Origin of the sequence: Actinokineospora sp. NBRC 105648 (assembly GCF_030269645.1) — a bacterium.
Taxonomy (GTDB): Bacteria; Actinomycetota; Actinomycetes; order Mycobacteriales; family Pseudonocardiaceae; genus Actinokineospora.
Window position 1 is genome coordinate 197,958 of record NZ_BSTR01000001.1, and the last position, 24,552, is coordinate 222,509.

Genomic DNA, 24,552 nt, shown 5'->3' on the forward strand with positions numbered 1-24,552 from the left:
GTTCCGCGCGGGCTAGTAGCGTGCGGTTCGGGTGGTCGGCCTGGCTATTCGTCGAACCCATTTCCACCGCTATTGCCGGTTATTGTTCTCCCCTGATTTCGACGCTATTCCGGCTGCCCCTATCGCTCGGCGAGCCCCTGCTCCTAGGGGGGCTAGGGGGTTGTCCGTCCTGGTGGGCGGTTCCTATCGTCTGTTCCGTGTTGGGGCCCGGAAATGTCGGCCGATTCCTTTCGGTGGACGTCACGGGCCTTTGTGTGCGCGCCGTCGGTCCGGAGAAGGTGGCATCGCGTGGCTGACGACCAGAAGTATCTGGAATACCTCAAGCGCCTCACCGCCGACCTGCGCCAGGCCCGCAGGCGGCTGCGGGCCGCCGAGGACCGGCCGCACGAGCCGGTCGCCATCGTGGCGATGGCGTGCCGGTACCCGGGTGGGATCACCGGGCCCGACGACCTGTGGGACCTGGTCGCCCAGGGCCGCGACGGCGTCTCGCCGTTCCCCACCGACCGCGGCTGGGACGTGCCCGCCGGTGTGGGCTACGCGCGAACGGGCGGTTTCGTGCACACCGCCGCCGAGTTCGACGCCGCGCTGTTCGGCATTTCCCCGCGCGAGGCCGTCGCCATGGACCCCCAGCAGCGGGTGCTGCTGGAGACGGCGTGGGAAGCGGTCGAGCGCGCCGGGTTCGACCCGTTGTCGCTGCGCGGTTCGCGGACCGGGGTGTTCATCGGATCTTCTTCCTCCGCTTATGGCGCGGGATTGCGGGAACTGCCGCCGGGCGCCGAGGGCCACCTGCTCACCGGCAACGCCCCGAGCGTCGTCTCCGGCCGCGTCGCCTACACCCTCGGTCTCGAGGGCCCCGCGATCACCGTCGACACGGCCTGCTCGTCGTCGTTGGTGGCCCTGCACTTGGCCGTCCAGGCGCTGCGCGCCGGTGAGTGCGACCTCGCGCTGACCGGTGGTGTGACGGTGATGACCACACCGGGGATCTTCGCCGAGTTCAGCCGCCAGAACGGTTTGGCCGCCGATGGCCGGTGCAAGCCGTTCGCGGCCGCCGCCGACGGCACCGGCTGGGCCGAGGGCGCGGGCGTGCTGGTGGTCGAGCGGCTGGCCGACGCGCAGGCCCGCGGCCACCGGATCTTGGCTGTGGTGCGGGGAACCGCGGTCAACCAGGACGGCGCGTCGAACGGGTTGACCGCGCCGAACGGGCCGTCGCAGGAGCGCGTCATCCGCGCCGCGCTGGCCAACGCCCGGCTGACCCCGGCCGACATCGACGCGGTCGAGGCGCACGGGACCGGCACGACGCTGGGCGACCCGATCGAGGCGCAGGCGCTGCTCGCGACCTACGGGCAGGACCGCGCGCGGCCGCTGCGGCTCGGGTCGATCAAGTCCAACCTCGGGCACTCGCAGGCGGCGGCGGGCGCGGCCGGGATCATCAAGATGGTGCAGGCGCTGCGGCACGGGCTGCTGCCGCCCACCCTGCACGTCGACGCCCCGACCCCGCACGTGGACTGGACCGCCGGGTCGATCGAGCTGCTCACCGCCGCGGCGCCGTGGCCGCGCGACCCGGAGCGGCCCCGTCGGGCGGGTGTGTCGTCGTTCAGCGTGAGCGGGACCAACGCGCACGTGGTGCTGGAGGAGGCCGAGCCGGTTCCGGCGGCTGAGCTTCTCGAGCCGCCCGCTGTGGTGGCGTGGCCGGTGTCGGCCCGCACGGCCGAGGCGTTGCGCGCGCAGGCCGCCCGACTGTCCGAAGTGGAAACTCGTCCGGCGGGTGGTTCCGTCGCGGGCGTCGCCGCGCCGCCGCGGGTGGTGGACGTGGCCTGGTCCTTGGCCACCGGTCGGGCGGACCTGGAGCACCGGGCCGTCGTCGTGGGCTCGTCGGTCGAGGAGCTGCGGGCCGGGCTCGACGCCGTGGCGCGCGGTGAGTCGGCGCCCGGGGTGGTCGCGGGGGTCGCGCGCGGCGAGGTGGCGCCGGTGTTCGTGTTCCCCGGCCAGGGGTCGCAGTGGGCCGGGATGGCGGTGGACCTGCTGGACACGTCCCCGGTGTTCGCCGCGCGGATGGCCGAGTGCGCGCACGCGCTGTCCGAGCACGTCGACTGGTCCCTGCTCGACGTCCTGCGCTCCGGGGAGTTCGCCCGGGTCGACGTGGTGCAGCCCGTCCTGTGGGCGGTCATGGTCTCGCTCGCGGAGCTGTGGAACTCGGTCGGTGTCCGACCCGCCGCGGTCATGGGCCACTCCCAAGGGGAGATCGCCGCCGCCGTGGTCGCGGGTGCGCTCTCGCTGGCGGACGGCGCCCTGGTCGTGGCGCTCCGCAGCCGGGCCATCGCCGAGATCCTCCCATCCGACAATTCAATTGTTGAACAATCCGATGATTCAACAGTTGAACATGAGGATCGTCGGATTGTCCCCGGCGGGATGGTGTCGCTGGCGGTGGCGCACGCCGACGCCGTCGAGCTGATCTCCGCCTGGCCGGGTGCGCTGTCGGTCGCCGCGGTCAACGGGCCGCTGTCCACCGTGGTGTCCGGGGACGTCACGGCGCTGGACGAGCTGCTGGCCGCCTGCGAGGCGCGCGAGCTGCGGGCGCGGCGGGTCCCGGTCGACTACGCCTCTCACTCCGCGCACGTCGAGCGGCTCCGCGAGCGGCTGCGCGCGACGTTGACCGTCGAGCCTCGGGCCGCCGAGATCCCGTTCTACTCGGCCGTCACCGGCGCCGTGATCGACACCGCCGCCTTGGACGCGGAGTACTGGTACACCAACCTGCGCGAGACCGTCCGGTTCGACCGCGCGACCCAGGCAGCCCTCGCCGCCGGGCACACCGTCTTCCTGGAGGTCAGCGCCCACCCGGTGCTCACCATCGGCCTCCAGGAGACACTCGACCAGGCCGGGACCGGCACCGCGCTGGCCACGCTCAAGCGGGACGAGGGCGGTCCGGCGCGCTGGCTCTCGGCCGTCGCCGAGGCGCATGCGGCGGGGGTGCGGGTCGACTGGTCGGCGCTGGCTCCCGGCGGTACCCAGGTCGACCTGCCCACCTACGCGTTCCAGCGCGACCACTACTGGCTCGCCGCCCCCACTGAGTCCACTGTGGACCCCTGGTGCTACCGCGCCGGGTGGCAGCGGGTGCCCGCGGGCGCCCCGGCCACCGGTAAGTGGTTGGTAGTGCGGACTGAGTCCGTCGAGTGGCCCGCCTACCTCGGTGAACTCGACACCGTCGACGTCGTGCTGGCCGACGACGACCTCGACCGCTGGGCCATGGCCGAGCGCCTGCGCGAGGCCGAGAGCGACGACGGCGAGATCGCCGGTGTGCTCTCCCTGCTCGCCCCCGACACCCGGCCGCACTTCGACGACGACGCGGTCACCCTGGGCGTCGGCGCCACCCTGACCCTGGTGCAGGCTCTCGGCGACGCGGGGGTCACGGCGCCGCTCTGGTGCGTCACCGCCGGGGCAGCCACCGATCCCGTACAGGCCCAGGTCTGGGGCCTCGGCCGGGTCGCCGCGCTCGAGGTCCCCGCCCGGTGGGGCGGCCTCATCGACGTTTCCGCTGCCGACCCCGCACTGTTCGCCGCCGCGCTCACCGGGACCGAGGACCAGGTCGAGGTACGCGCCGACGGCCTCTACGCCCGGCGGATCGAGCACTTCGCCACCCCGCGCGCCACCGGCCAGATCACGCTGTCCGGTCCCGTGCTGATCACCGGCGGCACCGGAGCGCTGGGCGCCGAGGTGGCCCGCTGGCTGGCGGGCCGCGGGGTCGACCTGGTGCTCACCAGCCGTTCCGGGCCGGACGCGCCCGGTGCCGCCGAACTCGCGGCCGAACTCGCCGAGAGCGTCTCGGTGGAGGTCGTCCCCTGCGATGTCGCCGACCGGGCCGCAGTCGAGGCCCTGTTGGCCACGTACCCGGTCACCGGTGTCGTGCACGCCGCAGGGGTCGACCACTCGGTGCCGCTGGACGAGACCGACGTCGCCGAGTTCGCCGACGGCCTGCGCGCCAAGGTGCTCGGCGCGACCAACCTCGACGAGCTGCTGGGTGACCGGGCCGAGCTCTTCGTCCTGTTCTCCTCCATCGCCGGGGTCTGGGGCAGCGGCAACCAGTCCGCCTACGCCGCCGCCAACGCGCACCTCGACGCGCTCGCCGAGTCGCGCCGCGCCCGCGGGCTGGCGGCCACCTCGGTGGCCTGGGGTGCCTGGGCCGAGGCGGGCATGGCCGCCCGCGGTGGCGCGACCGAGTACCTGCGCAGGCGGGGCCTGAACCCCATGCCCCCCAACGACTGCGTGACCTACCTCGCCGCCGCGGTCGACGCCGGGGTCACCGGCCTGGTCGTCGCCGACGTCGACTGGTCGCTGTTCGCCCCCACCTTCACCACCAGCAGGCCCAGCCCGCTGCTGGCCGCGCTCCCCGAGGTCGCGGCGTCCGAAGTAGACAGTGTGGACGCGGTGGCCGAGGCCGCCGAGCTGCCCGCCCTGGCGCGGGCCCTGGTCGGTCGCACGACCGCCGAGCGGCTGCGGCTGGTGCTGGAGATCGTCTGCCGGGAGACCGCGGCCGTCCTGGGCTACCCGGGCACCATCGAGTCCGAGCGCCCGTTCAAGGACCTCGGCATCGACTCGCTGACCGCCGTCGAGGTCCGCAACCGGGTCGCCGCCGGCACCGGCCTGCGGCTCGCCGCGACCCTCGTCTTCGACTACCCGACCCCGGCCGTGCTGGCCACGCACCTGCTCGACCTGCTCGGCGACCTGCACCCGGTCGCCGACCGCCCGCTGCCCGACGCCGCCCGCCACACCGACGAGCCGATCGCCATCGTGGGCATGAGCTGCCGCTACCCGGGCGGGGTCAGCTCGCCCGAGCAGCTGTGGCAGCTCGTGCTGGACGAGACCGACGGCGTCTCGGTGTTCCCGTCCGACCGCGGCTGGGACCTCGCCCGGGCCGAGGGCGCCTACGCGCCCGAGGGCGGATTCGTCTACGACGCCTCGACTTTCGACGCCGACCTCTTCGGTATCTCGCCGCGCGAGGCCGCGTCGATGGACCCGCAGCAACGCGTCCTGCTCGAAGCCGCGTGGGAAGTCCTCGAGCGAGCGGGCATCGACCCGTACTCGTTGCGCGGCACGCCGACCGGTGTGTTCGTCGGCGCGTCGGCCTCCGGCTACGGCGTGGGGCTCAACTCGGCCAGCGGGTCCGAGGGGCACTACCTGACCGGTACCTCCAGCAGTGTCATGTCCGGCCGGGTCGCTTACAGCTTCGGGCTCGAGGGTCCGGCGGTCACCATCGACACCGCGTGCTCGTCCTCGTTGGTCGCGTTGCACCTGGCCGCGCGGTCGTTGCGCGAGGGTGAGTGCGACCTGGCGATGGCCGCAGGCGTGGCGGTGATGACCAGCTCGGACATCTTCTCCGAGTTCAGCAGGCAGAACGGTCTGGCCGCAGACGGGCGGTGCAAGTCGTTCGCGGCGGCGGCCGATGGCACCGGCTGGGGCGAGGGCGTCGGGGTCCTTCTGGTGCAACGACTCTCCGACGCCGTGGCGCAGGGCCGTGAGGTCTTGGCGATCGTGCGCGGAAGCGCGGTCAACTCCGACGGCGCGTCGAACGGCCTCACCGCACCCAACGGACCGTCGCAGCAGCGGGTCATCCGCGCGGCACTGGCGGGCGCCGGGCTGACGACGTCCGATGTGGACGTTGTCGAGGGGCACGGCACCGGTACCCGCCTCGGGGACCCGATCGAGGCGCAGGCGTTGCTCGCCACCTACGGCCAAGACCGCGTCGAACCGCTCTGGCTGGGGTCACTCAAGTCGAACATCGGCCACACCCAGGCGGCCTCCGGCGTCGCGGGCATCATCAAGATGGTGCACGCGCTGCGGGCGGGCATCCTGCCGCGCACGCTGCACGTCGACGAGCCCACCCCGCACGTCGACTGGTCGGCCGGTCGGGTGGCCTTGCTGGCGCGGGCGACGGCGTGGCCGTCGGTCGACCGGCCCCGTCGTGCGGGTGTGTCCTCGTTCGGGGTGAGCGGCACCAACGCGCACGTGATCATCGAGCAGGCGCCCGAGTGGGCGGTCATCGAACCCGCGTCGGTCCCGGCCGCCCCGTGGGTGTTCACCGGCAAGACCGCTGCCGCACTGGAAGCGCAGCTCGCGCACGACCTGAGCGGGTATTCCGAAGTGGACGTCGCGCACACCCTGGCGGTGGGGCGGGCAAAGCTCGCGCACCGGGCGGTGCGGTTGTCCGACGGTGAGATCGTGCGCGGAGTGGCCGAGCCGCGGCAGTTGGCGTACCTGTTCACCGGCCAGGGATCGCAGCGTGTCGGTATGGGCGCTGAACTGGCGGCGGCGTATCCGGTGTTCGCGGCGGCTCGCGACGAGGTTCTGTCTCGTGTGGACATCGGGGACGACCTCGATCAGACCGGTAACGCCCAACCCGCGCTGTTTGCCTTGCAGGTGGCGCTGTTCCGGCTGCTCGAGTCCTGGGGTCTCGCGCCGGACGTGCTGGTGGGCCACTCGATCGGCGAGCTGGCCGCGGCGCACGTCGCCGGGATCCTCTCGCTGGACGACGCCTGCGTGTTGGTCTCCGCCCGTGCTCGGCTGATGCAGGCACTGCCCGCCGGCGGGGCGATGGTGGCCGTGGCGTCCGATCCTGGAGGCGATCGCGCCATCCTGGTTGGTGGTGATGAGATCCAGCTCCCTGAGGGCGTCGATCTCGCGGCGGTCAACGGGCCTGGTGCCATCGTGCTGTCCGGTGACGAGGAACCCCTTGTCCTGCTGAGTGACCAGCTTCGCGCTCAGGGGATCAAGGTCAAGCGCCTCACGGTGTCGCACGCCTTCCACTCGCACCGCATGGAACCCGTGCTGGCGGAGTTCGCCCAGGTCGCTGAGGGGTTGGACTACCGCGAGCCGGTCATTCGTCTCGTGCCTACCGCGCCTGGCGACCCCGCTACGGCGGACTACTGGGTTCGCCAGGTCCGCGAGCCCGTCCAGTTCGCCGACGCGGTGGCCGACCTGCGGGCCGACTTCCTGGAACTCGGCCCGGACGGCGTGCTCAGCGCCCTGGTCAGAAACCCGGAAACGCCTGCCACACCACTGTTGCGTGGTGGCAGGGCCGAGCCGGAGACCGCCGTTCGGGCGGTGGCCGAGGTGTTCGTGCGCGGCGTGCCGGTCGACTGGGCCGCTGTGATCGGTGGCGGATCGCGGGTCGACCTGCCCACCTACCCCTTCCAGCGCCGGCGCTTCTGGCTGGACACCTTCCCCGCACCGGCAGTCGTGGGCGAGGACGAGGGCGCGTTCTGGGCCGCTGTCGATCACGGTGACGCCGCCGCGTTGGCCGCGACGCTGTCGCTGGACACCGAGGCTGTGGCGCCTGTGCTCCCGGCGATGAGCGCGTGGCGACGCGGTCGGTCCGAGCGGTCCACTGTCGACTCGTGGCTTTACCGTCCTGTGTGGACCCCACTGCCCGAGTCCGTGCCAGACGAGTTGGGGACCTGGCTCGCGGTTGCCTGTCCCGTCGATGTCGTCGAGGCGTTGCGGGACAATGGTGCGCGGGTCGTGGAGCTGGAGCTGACCGGGGTCGAGGTCGACCGGTGGTCGCTCGCGCACGACATCTCCGTCGCGGTCACCGGTGACCTGCGGGGCGTCATCTCCGGCTCGGCCGCCCTGCGCGGTCCGCACCCGGAGTACCCGGACCTCGCCGCCGGCGTTGCCGCGACCGTGCTGCTGGTCCAAGCCCTCGGTGACGCCGGGATCACGGCGCCGCTGTGGTGCGTGACGCGTGGTGCGCAGTCCGTGAGCCGCTCGGACACGCCGGTGGACCCCGACCAGTCGTCCGTGTGGGGGCTCGGCCGGGTCGCGGCACTGGAGTTCCCGCAGCGGTGGGGTGGTCTCGTCGACCTCCCGCCGACGTTGGACCGACGGTCCGGCGCCCGGCTCGCCTCAGTCCTGTGTGGATCGGAAGACCAGGTGGCGATCCGCTCGGCCGGTGCCTACGGGCGGCGGATCGCCCGGGCTCCTCGCTCCGGGGTCGCCGCTGGGTGGCGGCCCGAGGGCGCGGCGCTGATCACCGGCGGTACTGGTGCGCTGGGTGCCCGGGTCGCCCGCCTGCTGGCCGAGCGCGGTGCCCCGCAGCTGGTGCTGGCGAGCCGTAGCGGTCTCGAAGCCGTTGGTGTGCAAGAGCTTGTCGATGAACTCACTGCCCTGGGCAGCCAGGTGCACGTGGTCGCGTGCGATGTGGCCGACCGTGCGGCGCTCAGTGCGGTGCTGGACGAATACCCGGTGCGGTCGGTGTTCCACACGGCGGGCGTGGTCGACGCGGTGCCGTTGGGGGAGACCGGACTGGGTGAGTTCGGCGAGGTCCTGCGCGCCAAGGCGACCGGTGCGGCGAACCTGCACGCGCTCTGCGGCGATCTTGACGCGTTCGTCCTGTTCTCCTCCATCGCGGGTGTCTGGGGCAGCGGCAACCAGTCGGCCTACGCTACCGCGAACGCCTACCTCGACGGACTCGCCGAGCACCGGCGGGCGCACGGCCTGGCGGCGACCTCGGTGGCCTGGGGTCCGTGGGCGGAGTCCGGCATGCTGGTGGCCGAGGACGCCGAGGAGTACCTGCGGTCGCGCGGTGTTGCCGCGATGGCCCCGGACCTCGCGATCGCCGCGCTGGCCCAGGCGCTCGACCACCGCGACGTCACCGTCGCCGTGGCCGACGTCGACTGGTCCCGCTTCGGCGCCACCTTCAGCGCCTCCCGGCCGAGCCCGCTGCTGTCCGATGTGTACACCGAGGCCACCCCCGTCGAGGCGCCCACCGCCGTCGACCCGGGTGATCTGCTGGAGCTGGTCCGCCACGGCGCCGCCGCGGTGCTGGGGCACGCCGATGCCGCCGCCGTGGAGCCTGGCAGGCCGTTCAACGACCTCGGCTTCGACTCGCTGACCGCGGTCGAGCTCCGCGATCGGCTCACCAGCGCGACCGGTCTCGCCCTGCCCGCCACCGTGGTCTTCGACTACCCGACCGCCGCCGAGTTGGCCGCGCACCTGGGTGAACGCCTCGGCCGTGACGTCGAGCAGGTCACCGCGCCGGTCGCCGCCGCCGACCCGAACGAGCCGATCGCGATCATCGGCATGGCCTGCCGCTACCCCGGCGGGGTGCGGTCGCCGGAGGACCTGTGGGAGCTGGTCAGCGACGGCCGCGACGGCTTGGGCGCCTTCCCCACCGACCGCGGTTGGTGGTTGGACGGGCTCTACGACCCTGACCCGGACAACCCCGCCAGCTCGCACGCCCACGAGGGCGGGTTCGTCTACGACGCGGGCGACTTCGACGCGGACCTGTTCGGCATCTCGCCGCGCGAGGCCGTGGCGATGGACCCGCAGCAGCGGCTGCTCCTTGAGACGTCATGGGAGGCGTTCGAGCGCGCTGGCCTGAACCCGTTGGCGCTCAAGGGAAGCAGCACGGGCGTGTTCGCGGGCACGAACAGCCACGACTACCTGTCGCTGTTGGCCGACGCGCCGGAGGGCAGCGAGGGCTACCTCGCGACCGGAAGCTCGGCGAGTGTCGTGTCCGGACGGGTCGCCTACACCTTCGGGCTCGAAGGCCCCGCGGTCACCATCGACACCGCGTGCTCCTCGTCGCTGGTCGCGCTGCACTTGGCTGTGCGTTCGCTGCGGTCGGGCGAGTGCTCGCTGGCGGTGGCCGGTGGCGTGGTGGTGATGTCGACGCCGGGCGTGTTCACCGAGTTCAGCAGGCAGAACGGGGTGGCCCGCGACGGGCGCTGCAAGTCCTACGCGGACGCCGCCGACGGCACCGGCTGGGGCGAGGGCGTCGGTGTGCTGGTCGTCGAGCGGCTCTCGGACGCCCGGCGCAAGGGGCACCGGGTGCTCGCCGTGGTGCGCGGCACGGCGGTGAACTCCGACGGCGCGTCCAACGGTCTGACGGCCCCCAACGGCCCCTCGCAGCAACGGGTCATCCGGACGGCACTAGCCGACGCCGGGCTGGCGGTGTCCGATGTGGACGTCGTCGAGGGGCACGGCACGGGCACCCGGCTCGGCGACCCGATCGAGGCGCAGGCGCTGCTGGCGACCTACGGGCAGGACCGGACCGAGCCGCTGTACCTGGGCTCGGTGAAGTCGAACATCGGGCACACCCAGGCGGCCTCCGGGGTCGCCGGGGTGATCAAGATGGTGCAGGCGCTGCGGCACGGGGTGCTGCCCGCGACGCTGCACGTGGACCGGCCCTCGGCCCAGGTCGACTGGACCACCGGCGCCGTGCGGCTGTTGACCGACCCGCTGCCCTGGCCGGACGCCGACCGCCCGCGGCGGGCCGGGGTGTCCTCGTTCGGGGTGAGCGGCACCAACGCCCACGTGATCATCGAGTCGGCCGCTCCGGAGCCGACCGGCAAGCCTGTCACCCCCGGCGGCGTCGCGCCTTGGGTGCTGTCCGCTGCGTCCGAGGACTCCCTGCGGGCGCTGGCGTCTCGACTGTCTACAGTGGATCTCCCGGCCGCCGACGTGGCCTGGACCCTGGCCACCGCGCGGGCGCCGCTGGCGCACCGGGCCGTCGTGTTCGGCCGCTCCGGCCTGGCCGCGGTGGCAGACGGTGGCGAGTCCGCGCTGGTGGGGGCGCCGCGGGCCGGTGCCGGACCGGTGTTCGTCTTCCCCGGCCAGGGCTCGCAGTGGGCCGGGATGGCCGTGGACCTGCTCGACGAGCCCGCCTTCCGGGCCCGCCTTGAGCAGTGCGAGCGCGCGTTGGCCCGGTACGTCGACTGGTCGCTGCTCGATGTCCTGCGCTCGGGCGAGTTCGAGCGGGTGGACGTGGTCCAGCCGGTCCTCTGGGCGGTGATGGTCTCGCTCGCCGAACTCTGGCGCTCGGTGGGCGTCGTGCCCTCGGCGGTGCTCGGCCACTCCCAGGGGGAGATCGCCGCGGCGGTGGTCGCGGGCGGGCTAAGCCTGGACGACGGCGCCCGGGTGGTCGCCCTGCGCAGCCTGGCCATCGCCGAGGTGCTCCAGGTCGACGATTCACTTGTCGACCAATCCGACGATCCTCAGGGTGAACAGTTCAATCGTAGGATTGTTGAACAAAAGGATCGTGGGATTGGCGCCCGGGAGCCGGGGCCGGTCGCGGGCGGGATGGTGTCACTGGCGGTGCCGCACGACGAGGCCGCCGAGCTGATCACCTCGTGGCCGGGTGCGCTGTCGGTCGCGGCGGTCAACGGGCCCAGGTCGACTGTGGTCTCGGGGGACGTCGCGGCGCTCGACGAGCTGGAGGCGCTCTGCGGCGAACGGGAGATCCGGGCGCGGCGGATCCCGGTGGACTACGCCTCGCACTCGGCGCACGTGGCGCGCATTGAGGCCCGGTTGCTGGCCGACCTGGCGCCGATCACGCCGATGACCGGGAGCGTGCCGTTCTACTCCGCGCTGACCGCCGGGCGGTTCGACACGGCCGGGCTGGACGCGCGCTACTGGTACGACAACCTGCGCGAGACCGTCCGCTTCGACCAGGCTACCGCCGCGCTGCTGGCGGCCGGGCGGACCGTGTTCCTCGAGGTCAGCGCTCACCCGGTGCTCACCGTGGGCATCCAGGAGAGCATCGACGCCGCCGAGGTCGCCGGGGCCACCCTGGCCACCCTGCGCCGCGACGAGACCGACCGCTGGCCGACCGCGCTCGCCGAGGCCCACGTCGCGGGTGTCGACGTCGACTGGGCGGCTGTCCTCGGTGGCGGACGCGTGGTCGACCTGCCCACCTACCCCTTCCACCACCGCCGCTACTGGCCCCAGCCGAGCGCGGGCACCGCCGACGTCACCGGCGCGGGCCTGGCCGACGCGGACCACCCGCTGCTCGGCGCCGCCATCGCGCTGGCGGGCGACGAGGGCGCGCTGTGGACCGGCAGGCTCTCGGTCGCCACCCACCCGTGGTTGGCCGAGCACGCCGTCAACGGCGCGGTCCTGCTGCCAGGGACCGCGTTCGTCGAGCTGGTGCTGCACGCGGGCGGCGGCCGGATCGACGAGCTGACCCTGCGGCTGCCGCTGGTCCTGCCCAAGCGCGGGGCCGTGCAGGTGCAGGTCAGGGTCGGCGCCGAGGCGGACGGCCGCACACCGGTCACTGTCCACTCGCGACCCGAAGGCGGCGAGTGGGTCACCAACGCCACCGGTTGGCTCACCGACCAGGACGCCGCGGCCGCCCCGGTCGACAGCTGGCCGCCGAACGGCGAAACCCTTGACACAGAGGGTTTCTACGGTGCACTGGACGCCGCTGGCTACGGTTACGGTCCGCTCTTCCAAGGCCTGACCGCAGCCTGGCGCGTCGGTGGTGATGTGTACGCCGAGGTGGAGATCCCCGCCGGTTCCGACGCTGGTCGCTACGGCATCCACCCCGCCCTGCTCGACGCCGCGCTGCACGCGGCGACCCTCGGTGGCCTGTTCGAGACCAAGACCCTCCTCCCGTTCTCCTGGGAAGGTGTCTCCCTGCACGCCACCGGCGCCAATGCCCTGCGCGTGCGGATCACCCCCATCGGGCCGGACACCATCGCCGTCACGGCCACCGACGCGACCGGCACCCCGGTGATCAGCATCGATTCCCTGGTGCTGCGCCCGCACACCGCCGCCACCGCCGAGTCCGACTCGCTGCTGCGCGTCGACTGGGTTCCACTGTCCACAGGCGACCAAAAGCCGTTCGTGGTCGTCGGTGCCGAGCCGATCGGGATCGACCACCAGGGCTGGTACCCGTCCCTCGCCGACCTCCCGGACACCCGGGCCGACGTGCTCTGGCTGCCGCTCGCCACCACGCCCCGCGAGGCCGCGGTCGAGGCACTGATCACCGCCCAGGACTGGACGGCCGACGAGCGCTTCGGCACCGCGCGCCTGGTGGTCCTCACCAGGAACGCCGTCGCGACCGGACCCGGTGAGGGCGTCGACAGCCTCGCGGGTGCCGCCGTGCACGGTCTCTTCCGTTCCGCGGCAACGGAGAACCCCGGGCGCTTCGGCATCATCGACATCGACAGCCACCCCGACTCCGCCGCCGCCATCGCGGGTGTCCTCGGCCTCGACGAGCCCCAGGTCGCCCTGCGCCAAGGCAGGCCCGCAGCGCCCCGCTTGGCGAAGGCCACCGCGCCCGCGCTCGGCGAACCCGCCGACGGCACCCGCCTCGACGTGGTCGGCGACCGCACGATCGACGGCCTCGCCTTCGTCCCCGCGCCCCGGCCCGAGCTCGGCCCCACCGACGTGCGGATCGCCGTGCGCGCCGCCGGGGTCAACTTCCGCGACGTGGCCATCACCCTGGGCCTGGTCCCCGACCAGCAGGGCATGGGAACCGAGGCCGCGGGCGTGGTCACCGAGGTGGGCGCCGCGGTCACCGACCTCGCGCCCGGCGACCGCGTCTTCGGCGTGTTCACCTCCTGCTTCGGCCCCACCGCGACCACCGAGCGCCGCGCGCTGGCCCGGATGCGTCCGGAGTGGACATTCGCCGAGGCCGCCTCGGTCCCGACGCCGTTCCTCACCGCGTACTACGGCCTGGTGGACCTCGCGGGCATGACCGCTGGCGACACCGTCCTGGTACACGCCGCCGCGGGTGGCGTCGGCATGGCCGCGGTGCAGCTGGTGCGGCACTTCGGCGCCGAACCGTTCGGCACCGCGAGCGCGGGCAAGTGGGTCGCCACCGGTCTCGACGACGACCACCTCGCCTCGTCCCGCGACCTCGACTTCGAGCCGCGCCTGCGCGTCGCCACCGACGGCCGGGGCGTGGACATCGTGCTCAACTCGCTCAAGGGCGAGTTCGTCGACGCGTCGCTGCGCCTGCTCGCCCCCGGCGGCCGGTTCGTCGAGATGGGCAAGACCGACATCCGAGACGCCGAACGGACCGAGGCCGACCACCCCGGCACCACCTACCGCGCCTTCGACCTGGTGCAGGCCGGTCCCGACCGGCTCGGCGAGATCTTGGCCGAGGTCCTCGCCCTGTTCGAGCGGGGCGAGCTCGACCTGTTGCCGATCACCGCGTGGGACCTGCGGCAGGCGCCCGAGGCGTTCCGGCACCTGGGCCAGGCCCGGCACGTCGGCAAGAACGTGCTCACCCTGCCCGCCCGCCTCGACCCCGACGGCACGGTCCTGATCACCGGCGGAACCGGCGTGCTGGCGGGCATCCTGGCCCGCCACCTGATCGAGCACCACGGCGTCCGCCACCTCGTACTGGCGGGCCGCAGTGGTCCGGAGTCGCCGCAGGCCGACGAGTTGCTGGCCCTGCCTGCCGACGTGCGGGTTGTCGCCTGCGACGTCGCCGACCGCGAATCGCTCACCGCGCTGCTGGACGGTCTCGAACACCCGCTGACCGGGGTGGTCCACGCGGCAGGCGTGCTCGACGACGGTGTGCTCGGCTCGCTCACCCCCGACCGGCTCGACGCGGTGTTCCGCCCCAAGGTCACCGCCGCGCTGCTGCTCGACGAGCTGACCGCGCACCTGGACCTGGCGCTGTTCGTGCTCTACTCCTCCGCCTCGGCCACCCTCGGTTCGCCGGGCCAGGCCAACTACGCCGCCGCCAACACCGTCCTGGACGCCATCGCCCACCGCAGGCGCGCCCGGGGCCTGGCCGGTCAGTCGCTCGCCTGGGGCCTCTGGGCCCAGGCCAGCGCCATGACCGGCCACTTGGGACAGTCGGAGCGGGCGAAGGCGGGCACCGCGATCACCGCCGAGCAGGGCATGGCTCTCTTCGACGTCGCGATGGCCCGGCCGGACGCGCACTTGGTGCCGATGCACCTCGACCTCGCCGCCGTCGGTGAGGTTCCGGCCCTGCTGCGCGGCCTGGTGCGCCCGCGCCGGACCCGCGCCAAGGTCGACGCCGCCGGGCCGCTCGACCTCGCCGACCGGTTGGCCCGCCTGCCCGTCCCCGAGCAGCGCCGCACGCTGCAAGACCTGGTCCGCGGGCACGCCGCCGCGGTGCTGGGACACCCGGACACCTCGGCCGTCGGCGTCGACCGGGCGTTCAAGGAGCTCGGGTTCGACTCGCTGACCGGGGTCGAGCTGCGCAACCGGCTGACCGGCGCGACCGGGCTGCGGTTGCCCGCCACGCTGGTCTTCGACCACCCCACGCCCGCCGACCTGGTCGAGCGGCTGCTGGGTGAGCTGGTCGGCGCGGTCGAACCGGACGCGGGCGCGCTCGCCGACCTCGACCGGCTCGCCGCGACGGTCGCGGCGCTGCCCGTCGGCGCGTTGGAGGGCAGCGCGCTCACCGGGCGGCTCAAGGCCCTGCTGGCCCGGCTCACCGGCCAGGACGCGGTGGCCGACCGGCTGGAGTCCGCGTCCGCGGACGACGTCTTCGACTTCATCGACAAGGAGCTGGGCGTGTCCTGACCCGCGCGGCACGACCCGGCCCCCGATGAACGGATGTGGTGGAGGACCCCTCGTGGCGAACGAAGAGAAGCTCCTGCAGTACCTCAAGCGGGTCACCGCCGACCTGGCCGAGACCCGCCAGCGGCTGCACGCGCTGGAGGAGCCGATCGCGGTCGTCGGCATGGGCTGCCGGTTCCCCGGCGGCGTGCGCACCCCCGAGGACCTGTGGGACCTCGTGCGCGACGGCCGGGACGCGATCACCGGGTTCCCGGCGGGCCGCGGTTGGGACGCCGACCCGCTGACCGTGCGCGGTGGCTTCCTCGACGACGCCGACCGGTTCGACGCCGCCCTGTTCGGCATCAGCCCGCGCGAGGCGCTGACCATGGACCCGCAGCAGCGCGTGCTGCTGGAGGTCGCCTGGGAGGCATTCGAGCGCGCGGGGATCGACCCGATGTCGTTGCGCGGCAGCCGAACCGGCGTGTTCGCGGGCGCGGGAGCGTCCAACTACGGCGTGGGCATGGCGTTACCGGAGGGCGTCGAGGGTCACCTGCTCACCGGCAGCGCGGCGAGCGTGGTGTCCGGGCGGGTCGCGTACGTGTTCGGGCTCGAGGGCCCGGCGGTCACCGTGGACACGGCGTGTTCGAGCAGCCTGGTGGCGCTGCACCTGGCCGTGCGGGCGCTGCGGGCCGACGAGTGCGCGCTGGCGGTCGCCGCGGGTGTGACCGTGATGGCGGGAATGGGGCTGTACAGCGAGTTCGGCGCCCAGGGCGGCCTCGCGGGTGACGGGCGGTGCAAGGCGTTCTCCGCCGCCGCGGACGGCACCGGCTGGGGTGAGGGCGCCGGTGTGCTGGTGCTGACCCGGCTGTCGGAGGCGATGCGGCGCGGGTACGAGGTGTTGGCGCTGGTCAGCGGCTCCGCGGTGAACTCCGACGGCGCGTCGAACGGGCTGACCGCGCCGAACGGGCCGTCGCAGCGGCGGGTCATCCAGGCGGCACTTGAGTCCGCGGGCCTGACACCGTCCGATGTGGATGCGGTAGAGGCGCACGGGACCGGCACGGTGCTGGGCGACCCGATCGAGGCGCAGGCCCTGCTCTCGGTATACGGCAAGGACCGCACCGAGCCGTTGTGGCTGGGTTCGGTGAAGTCGAACCTCGGTCACACCCAGGCCGCCGCGGGCATGGCGGGTGTGATCAAGACCGTGCAGGCGCTGCGGCACGGTGTGCTGCCGCCGACCCTGCACGCCGCCGAGCCGTCTCCGCACATCGACTGGTCCTCCGGCGCGTTGCGCCTGCTCACCGAGGAACGCGCCTGGCCGGAGGTCGACCGCCCCCGGCACGCGGGCGTGTCGTCGTTCGGCATGAGCGGCACCAACGCGCACGTGATCCTCGCCTCGGCGCCGGTGGCCGAGGGGCGCGAGCCCGGCAACGCGCCCGGGCTGGTGCCCTGCCTGGTGTCCGCGCGCTCGGCCGAGGTGCTGCGTGAGCAGGCCCACCAGCTTGTGTCCGGTGTGGACTCCCCACTGCTCGACGTCGGCCACACCCTCGCGTCCGCGCGGGCGTCGCTCGACCACCGCGCCGTGGTGCTGGCCGCCGATCGTGACGGTCTGCTGACCGGTCTGCGCGCCCTCGCGGCCGGTCACACCGCGGAGAACGTCGTGCGCGGATCGGTCGACGACGGCCGGGTCGCGTTCTTGTTCACCGGCCAGGGTGCGCAGTACGCGGGGATGGGTCGCGAGCTGCACGCCACCTACCCGGTGTTCGCCGAGGCTTTCGACGCGGTGTGCGAGCGGTTCGACCTCGACATCCGGGAGGCTGTCTTCGCCAACCCGGTGGCGCTGGACCAAACCGCGTACACCCAGGCCGGGTTGTTCGCCCTCGAGGTCGCGCTGTACCGGCTGATCGAGTCCTGGGGCGTCCGGCCGGACTTCCTGGTGGGCCACTCGGTCGGCGAGATCGCCGCGGCGCACGTCGCCGGTGTGCTGTCGCTGGACGACGCGTGCGCGCTGGTCGCGGCCCGGGGTTCGCTGATGCAGGCGTTGCCCGCGGGCGGCGCGATGCTGGCCGTCGAGGCAGCCGAGTCCGCGGTGACGTTGCCCGCCGGCGTGAGCCTGGCCGCGGTGAACGGGCCGAACGCGCTGGTGGTCTCGGGCGACGAGGACGCGGTCGCCGCCCTGGAGGCCCGCTGGCGCGATGAGGGGCGCAAGGTCAAGCGGCTGGCCGTCTCGCACGCCTTCCACTCCCACCACATGGAGCCGATGCTCGACCGGTTCCGCGCGGTCGTCGCGGGCTTGGACCTGCGGACACCCGCGTTGCCCGTTGTGTCCACTGTGTCTGTTGGCGCCGATGTGTCCACAGTTGACTACTGGGTTCGGCAGGTTCGCCTGCCGGTGCGGTTCGCCGACGCCGTCGAGTGGTTGCACGCCCAGGAGGTCACCAAGTTCGTTGAGGTCGGTCCGGACGGTGTGCTCACCGCGATGGCCCGGCACTGCCTGCCCGACGAACCGGTGACCGCCGTGGCGCCACTGCGCCGGGACCGCCCGGAACCCGCGACCCTGCTGACCGCGCTCGCCCGGGCGCACGTCGCCGGTGCCGCTGTCGACTGGCGCGCGGTCTTCGCGACCTGGGGCGGACGCACGGTTCCGTTGCCCACCTACGCGTTCCGCCGTGACCGGTACTGGCTTGAGTCCGCGCCGCGCGACACCGCCGTCGACCCGGCGGAGACCGAGTTCTGGTCCGCCGTTGACCGAGCCGACGCGCCCGCGCTGGCCGCGACCCTGGGGGCGGACGAACACGCCGTCGACGCCGTTCTGCCCGCTCTCGCCCAGTGGCACCGGGATCGGCACGAACGATCCACAGTGGACTCATGGTGCTACCGCACGACATGGGTGCCGGTCACGACGACGACGGCCACCGCCGGTCGCTGGCTGGTCGTGGTGCCCACCGGCAAGGCCGATGACCAGGTCGTGATCGGCACCGTCCGGGCGCTGCGCGCCCAGGGCGCCGAGGTCGTCGAGCTGCCGCTGGCCCGCACCGAGGTCGACCGCTGGTCGGTCGCGGGCAGGCTGCGCGAGGTCGCCGACGGGGTCGCGGGCGGGGTCACCGGGGTGCTCTCGCTGCTGGCCGACGACGAGTTCCCGCACGCGGAGTACCCGCCGCTGACCACCGGTCTGGTCTCGACGCTGATCCTGGTCCAGGCCCTCGGCGACGCCGGACTGGACGCGCCACTGTGGATCGTCACCCGGGGCGCGGTGCCGGTGGGTGGCGCTGTCACCGCGCCCGCGCAGGGGCAGCTGTGGGGGCTGGCCCGGGTCGCCGCGCTGGAGTTCCCGAAGCGCTGGGGCGGGGTCGTCGACCTCCCCGCGGTGCTGGACGAGCGTTCGGCGGCCGCGCTGCTGGCCGTGCCCGGGACCGGTGAGGACCAGGTCGCGGTCCGCGCCGCCGGCGTGTTCGCCCGGCGGTTGGTGCGGGCCGAGGTGCCCGCCCCCGTCGAGTCCTGGCGGCCCGGCGGGACCGTGCTGGTCACCGGTGGGACCGGGGCACTGGGCGGCCAGGTCGCGCGCTGGCTCGCCGACAAGGCCGACCGGATCCTGCTGGCCGGTCGCCGGGGAGCCGACGCCGTCGGGGAGCTGGTCGACGAGCTGGGCGTGACCGCGGTGGCCCTGGACGTCACCGACCGCGACGCGGTGGCCGCGCTGCTGGCCGAGTACCCGGTCGACACCGTCGTGCACGCCGCCGGGACCACCGACCTGGTGCCGCTGGGCGAGACCGGGCTGGCCGAGTTCGCCGACGTGCTGCGCGCCAAGGTCGTCGGCGCCGCGCTGCTCGACGAGCTGGCGCCGGCGGCCCACCACGTCTACTTCTCCTCCATCGCCGGGGTGTGGGGCAGCGGCGGCCAGGCCGCCTACGCCACGGCCAACGCCTACCTCGACTCGCTGGCCGAGCACCGCCGGGGCCGGGGCCTGCCCGCGACGGCCGTCGCCTGGGGGCCGTGGGCGGGCGCGGGGATGGCCGCCGCGGACACCGACCAGCTCACCCGGCGCGGCCTGAACCCCATGTCGCCCAGGGCGGCGATCACCGCGCTGGGCCGGGCGCTCGACCAGCAGGACACCACGCTGACCGTCGCCGACGTCGACTGGTCGACCTTCGCCCCCGCGTTCACCAGCGCCCGGCCCAGCCCGCTGCTCACCGAGCTGGCCGAGGCCGTGCCGGTCGAGCCCGCGGGCGCCGGGGCCGACATCCGCGCGCAGTGGGCGGAGCGGCTCGCCGACCGGCCCGAGAGCGAACGCGCCGGCGTGTTGCTGGCACTGGTGCGCGGCGAGGTCGCCCAGGTGCTCGGCTACCGCGACGTCGAGGCGATCGGTGCGCAGCTGCCGTTCAAGGACCTCGGCATCGACTCGCTGACTGCGGTCGAGGTGCGCGACCGGCTCGCCGCGGCCACCGGTCTGCGGCTGCCCGCCAGCCTGGTCTTCGACTACCCGAAGCCCGCCACGCTGGCGGAGTTCCTGGTGGCCGAGCTGACCGGCACCGTGCGCCGCGTCGAGGCCGCGACCCGGACCGCGGCCGACGAGCCGATCGCGATCGTCGGGATGGCCTGCCGCTTCCCCGGCGGGGTGGGTTCGCCGGAGGACCTGTGGGAAGTGCTGCTCGCCGGGGATGAAGCCATCTCGGCGTTCCCCACCGACCGCGGCTGGGACCTCGAGGAGCTCTTCGCCGAGGACGCCGATGGCGGCACGTCCTACGTCCGCGCGGGCGGTTTCCTGCACGACGCAGCCGACTTCGACCCCGGGTTCTTCGGCATCTCGCCGCGCGAGGCCGTGGCGATGGACCCCCAGCAGCGACTCCTGCTGGAGACTTCCTGGGAGGCCGTCGAACGAGCGGGTGTCGACCCACATTCATTGCGCGGCAGCAGAACCGGCGTTTTCATCGGCTCCAACGGCCAGGACTACAGCTACCTGCTGCTCAGCTCGCAAGAGGACGTCGAGGGCCACCTGCTCGCCGGCGCCACCGCCAGCATCATCTCCGGCCGGGTCGCCTACACCCTCGGTCTCGAAGGCCCCGCGGTGACCGTCGACACAGCGTGTTCGTCCTCTTTGGTCGCCTTGCACCTGGCCGCGCAGGCTTTACGCGGTGGCGAGTGCGACCTGGCCCTTGCCGGCGGCGTGTCGGTGATGTCGACCCCGGGCCCGTTCGTGGAGTTCAGCAGGCTGAGCGGACTGGCCGAGGACGGCCGCTGCAAGGCGTTCGCCGACGCCGCCGACGGCACCGGTTGGGGTGAGGGCGCCGCCGTCCTGCTGGTCCAGCGGCTCTCCGACGCCCGCCGCGCGGGGCGCAAGGTGCTCGCCGTGCTGCGCGGCAGCGCGATCAACTCCGACGGCGCGTCGAACGGGCTGACCGCGCCGAACGGTCCGTCGCAGCAGCGGGTCATCCGCCAGGCGGTCACCGCCGCCGGACTTGAATTGTCCGATGTGGACGCTGTGGAGGCGCACGGCACCGGCACCACGCTCGGCGACCCGATCGAGGCCCAAGCGCTGCTGGCGACCTACGGCCAGGGCCGGGACCGGCCGCTGCACCTGGGCGCGGTGAAGTCCAACCTCGGGCACACCCAGGCCGCCTCGGGGGTCGCGGGTGTGATCAAGATGGTGCTGGCCCTCGACCACGGCGTGCTGCCCAAGACCCTGCACGTCGACGCCCCGACGTCCCAGGTGGACTGGGGAGTCGGCCGGGTCGCGCTGCTGACCGAGACGACCCCGTGGCCGGAGACCGGACGGCCGCGCCGCGCGGGGGTGTCCTCCTTCGGTGCCAGCGGCACCAACGCCCACCTCGTGCTGGAGCAGGCGGGCGAGGAACTCCCGTCCACGCCCGGCCAGCGCGCGGGGTTCATCCCGATCACCCTGTCCGCTCGCACCGAGCAGGCGCTGCGCGGGCAGGCCGGGGCGTTGCGCGCGCACCTGACCACGACCCAGGTCAGCCTCGCCGATCTCGCGTTCTCGCTGGTCACGGCACGTTCGACGTTCGAGCACCGGGCCGTGGTCGTCGCCGAGGACCGCGACGGCCTGGCTGAGGCGCTCGCCGCTCTGGCCGAGGGGACACCACACCCCGCGGTGGTCGTCGGCAAGGCGGCGCAGACCAAGGTCGCGTTCGTCTTCCCCGGCCAGGGTTCGCAGTGGGCGGGCATGGCCCTGGCGCTGCTGGACTCCTCGCCGCTGTTCCGGGCCCGGTTCGAGCAGTGCGCGCACGCCTTGGCCCCGCACATCGACTTCGTGCCGGTCGAGGCGCTCAAGAGCGGTGCGCTGGAGCGGGTCGAGGTCGTGCAGCCGTTGCTGTGGGCGGTGATGGTGTCGCTCGCCGAGCTGTGGCGCGCGCACGGCGTCGTTCCCTCGGCGGTCGTCGGGCACAGTCAGGGTGAGATCGCCGCGGCCTGCGTGTCGGGTGCGCTGAGCCTGGCCGACGCCGCCGCGGTGGTGGCGTTGCGCAGCCGGGCGCTGGTCGAGCTGGCGGGCAAGGGCGGCATGGTGTCCGTGCCGCTCGCCGAGGAGCAGGTGCGCACCCGGATCGCGCCGTGGGGTGAGCGGATCTCGGTGGCCGCGGTGAACGGCCCGCGCTCGGTCGTGGTGTCCGGTGAGCCGGGCGCGCTCGACGAGCTGATGGTGGAGCTGACCGCGGACAACATCCGGGCCCGCCGCGTGCCGGTGGACTACGCGTCGCACTCGGCGCAGGTCAGCGCGCTGCGCGAGCGGATCGCCGAGGTGTTGGGCGGGATCAGCCCGAAGCGCGCGACGGTGCCGTTCTACTCGGCGGTGACCGGTGACCTGCTCGACACGAGCGGCCTCGACGCGGAGTACTGGTACACGAACCTGCGCGAGACCGTCCGGTTCGAGGACGCCACCCGGGCGCTGCTGCGCGACGGGCACACCCTGCTCGTCGAGGCGAGCCCGCACCCGGTGCTGGTCATGGCCCTGCAGGAGACCGACGAGGCGGTCGCGGCCGTCGGCTCGCTGCGCCGCGACGACGGTGGCAACGCCCGCTGGCTGGCCTCCCTGGCCGAGGCGCACGTGCGCGGCGCGGCCGTCGACTGGCGGCACGCGGTGGAGGGCGGTCGGCTGGTCGACCTGCCCACCTACGCGTTCCAGCGGCAGCGGTACTGGCCGAAGCCGCCGGTGGTCGAGACCGCCGAGCCCGCTGCCGCCGGTTCGCCGCAGGAAGCGCGGTTCTGGGCGGCGGTCGAGCGCGCGGACAGCGCCGCGCTGGCCGAGACGCTGCAGCTGGACTCGGCGACGGTGGCGCCGCTGCTGCCTGCCTTGGCCACGTGGCGTCGGCAGGCGAGTGAAGAGTCGTTTGTGGACAGTTGGCGGTACCGGGTCCGGTGGTCGGCCGTGGACGAGGTCCGCACGCCGGTGCTCGCCGGGCGCTGGGCGGTCGCGGTGTCGGCCGCGCAGGCCGGGTCGCCGGTGGTGGCGGACTGCCTGCGGGCGCTGACCGAGCACCTGGCCGAGGTCGAGGTGTTCACCGTCGACCCACTGGCCGAGGGCCCTGACCTGGTCGAACAGCTGCGCGGGTTGGTGCCGCCGGTGGGGATCCTGTCGCTGCTGGCCTTCGACGAGACGCCGCACCCCGAGCACGCCGCCTTGCCGGTGGGGCTCACCGGGACGCTGTCCCTGCTGCACGCCGCCGTCGAGACCGACCTCGCGCCGCTCTGGTGCGTCACCCGGGGCGCGGTCGGCGTCGCGGGCGAGGTGCCCGCCAGGCCGTCGCAGGCACAGGTGTGGGGGATGGGCCGGGTCGCGGGGTTGGAGCACCCGCGGCAGTGGGGCGGTTTGATCGACCTGCCCGACGGCGCGTTGGACGCGCGGGTGCTGAACCGGCTGGCCGGGGCTTTGGCGCGAACCGACGACGAGGACCAGTTGGCCGTGCGCGCGTCGGGGACCTTCGCGCGGCGCCTGGTGCGCGCCGGAACCGCGGACGCGCGACCGGTCCGGTCCTGGCGTCCAAGTGGGACGGTGCTCGTCACCGGCGGAACCGGGGCGATCGGCGGACACGTGTCGCGCTGGCTGGCGGCCAACGGTGCCGAGCACCTGGTGCTCACCAGCAGGCGCGGCCCGGACGCGCCCGGCGCCCGCGAGCTGGCCGAGGAGCTGACCGCGCTGGGTTCGCGGGTCAGCGTCGTCTCCTGCGACCTGGCCGAGCGGGCCGACGTCGAACGGCTGGTGTCCACTCTGGAGGGTGACCGGATCACGGTCATGCACACCGCGGGAATGGGCACGCTGGCGCCGCTGGAGTACACCACCGTCGCAGACCTGGCCCACCTGATCACCGCGAAGGTGGCGGGCGCGCGCCACCTCGACGAACTGCTGCCCCCGGAGCGGCTCGACGCGGTGGTCTACTTCTCCTCCATCGCGGGCGTGTGGGGGGTGGGCAGGCACGGCGGGTACGCCGCGGGCAACGCCTACCTCGACGCGCTCGCCCAGCACCGGCGCAGCGAGGGCGTGCCGGTGCTGTCGGTGGCGTGGGGGCCGTGGGACGGCGGTGGCATGGTCGCGCTGGCCGCCGTCGAACCCATGCTGCGCCGCGGTGTCCCGCTGATCACCCCGGGCCCGGCGATGGTGGCCCTGCGCCAGGCGCTCGACCACGACGACGCGTTCATCGCCGCCGCCGAGGTCGACTGGGCCAGGTTCGTCCCCGCGTTCACCTCGCTGCGGCCCAGCCCGCTGCTGGCCGAGCTGCCGGAGGCCGCGCGGGCGGTGGTCGTCGAGCCGGAACCGGCGGTGGACGACGGGTTCCGCGCCACCCTGGCCGGTCTGTCCGAAGTAGAGCGTGAACGGGCGCTGCTGGACCTGGTGCGCGCGCACGCGGCGGTGGTGCTGGGGCACTCCGGGCCGGAGGCGATCGAGGCCGACCGGGCGTTCCGGGACTTCGGCTTCGACTCGCTCACCGCGGTCGAGCTGCGCAACCGGCTCGGCGCGGCCACCGGGCTGGCGCTGCCCGCCACGCTGGTGTTCGACCAGCCCACCCCCGAGGTGCTCGCGGGCCACCTGCGCACGCTGGTGCTGCCCGAGGAGGCGGTGGACGACCTGCCCTCGATGGACGAGCTGGACCGCCTGGAGCTGGCCTTGTCCACCCGGGCCGACGACGACATCGCCCGGGTGCGGGTGGTCGTGCGGCTGGAGTCGCTGCTGGCCGCGCAGCGCCCGGCGGGCGCCGCCGACGACCTGCTGGACCGGCTGGGGTCGGCCACCAACGACGAGCTGTTCGACCTGGTCGACCGGGATCTGGGGCTGAAGTGAGCGGGGAGAGC

Annotated in this window: 2 protein-coding genes; both read left to right on the forward strand. The window is 73.7% G+C overall.

The window, feature by feature from the left end; translation table 11 throughout:
- Nucleotides 1-252 precede the first annotated feature (252 nt).
- Nucleotides 253-15,282, forward strand: coding sequence for a type I polyketide synthase (locus QSK30_RS00510; protein WP_502871770.1), 15,030 nt, complete (start codon nt 253-255; stop codon nt 15,280-15,282).
- 52 nt (nt 15,283-15,334) lie between these two features.
- Nucleotides 15,335-24,541: a type I polyketide synthase gene (locus tag QSK30_RS00515; protein ID WP_285498716.1), complete on the forward strand. Its 9,207-nt coding sequence runs from the start codon at nt 15,335-15,337 to the stop codon at nt 24,539-24,541.
- The last annotated feature ends 11 nt before the right edge of the window (nt 24,542-24,552 follow it).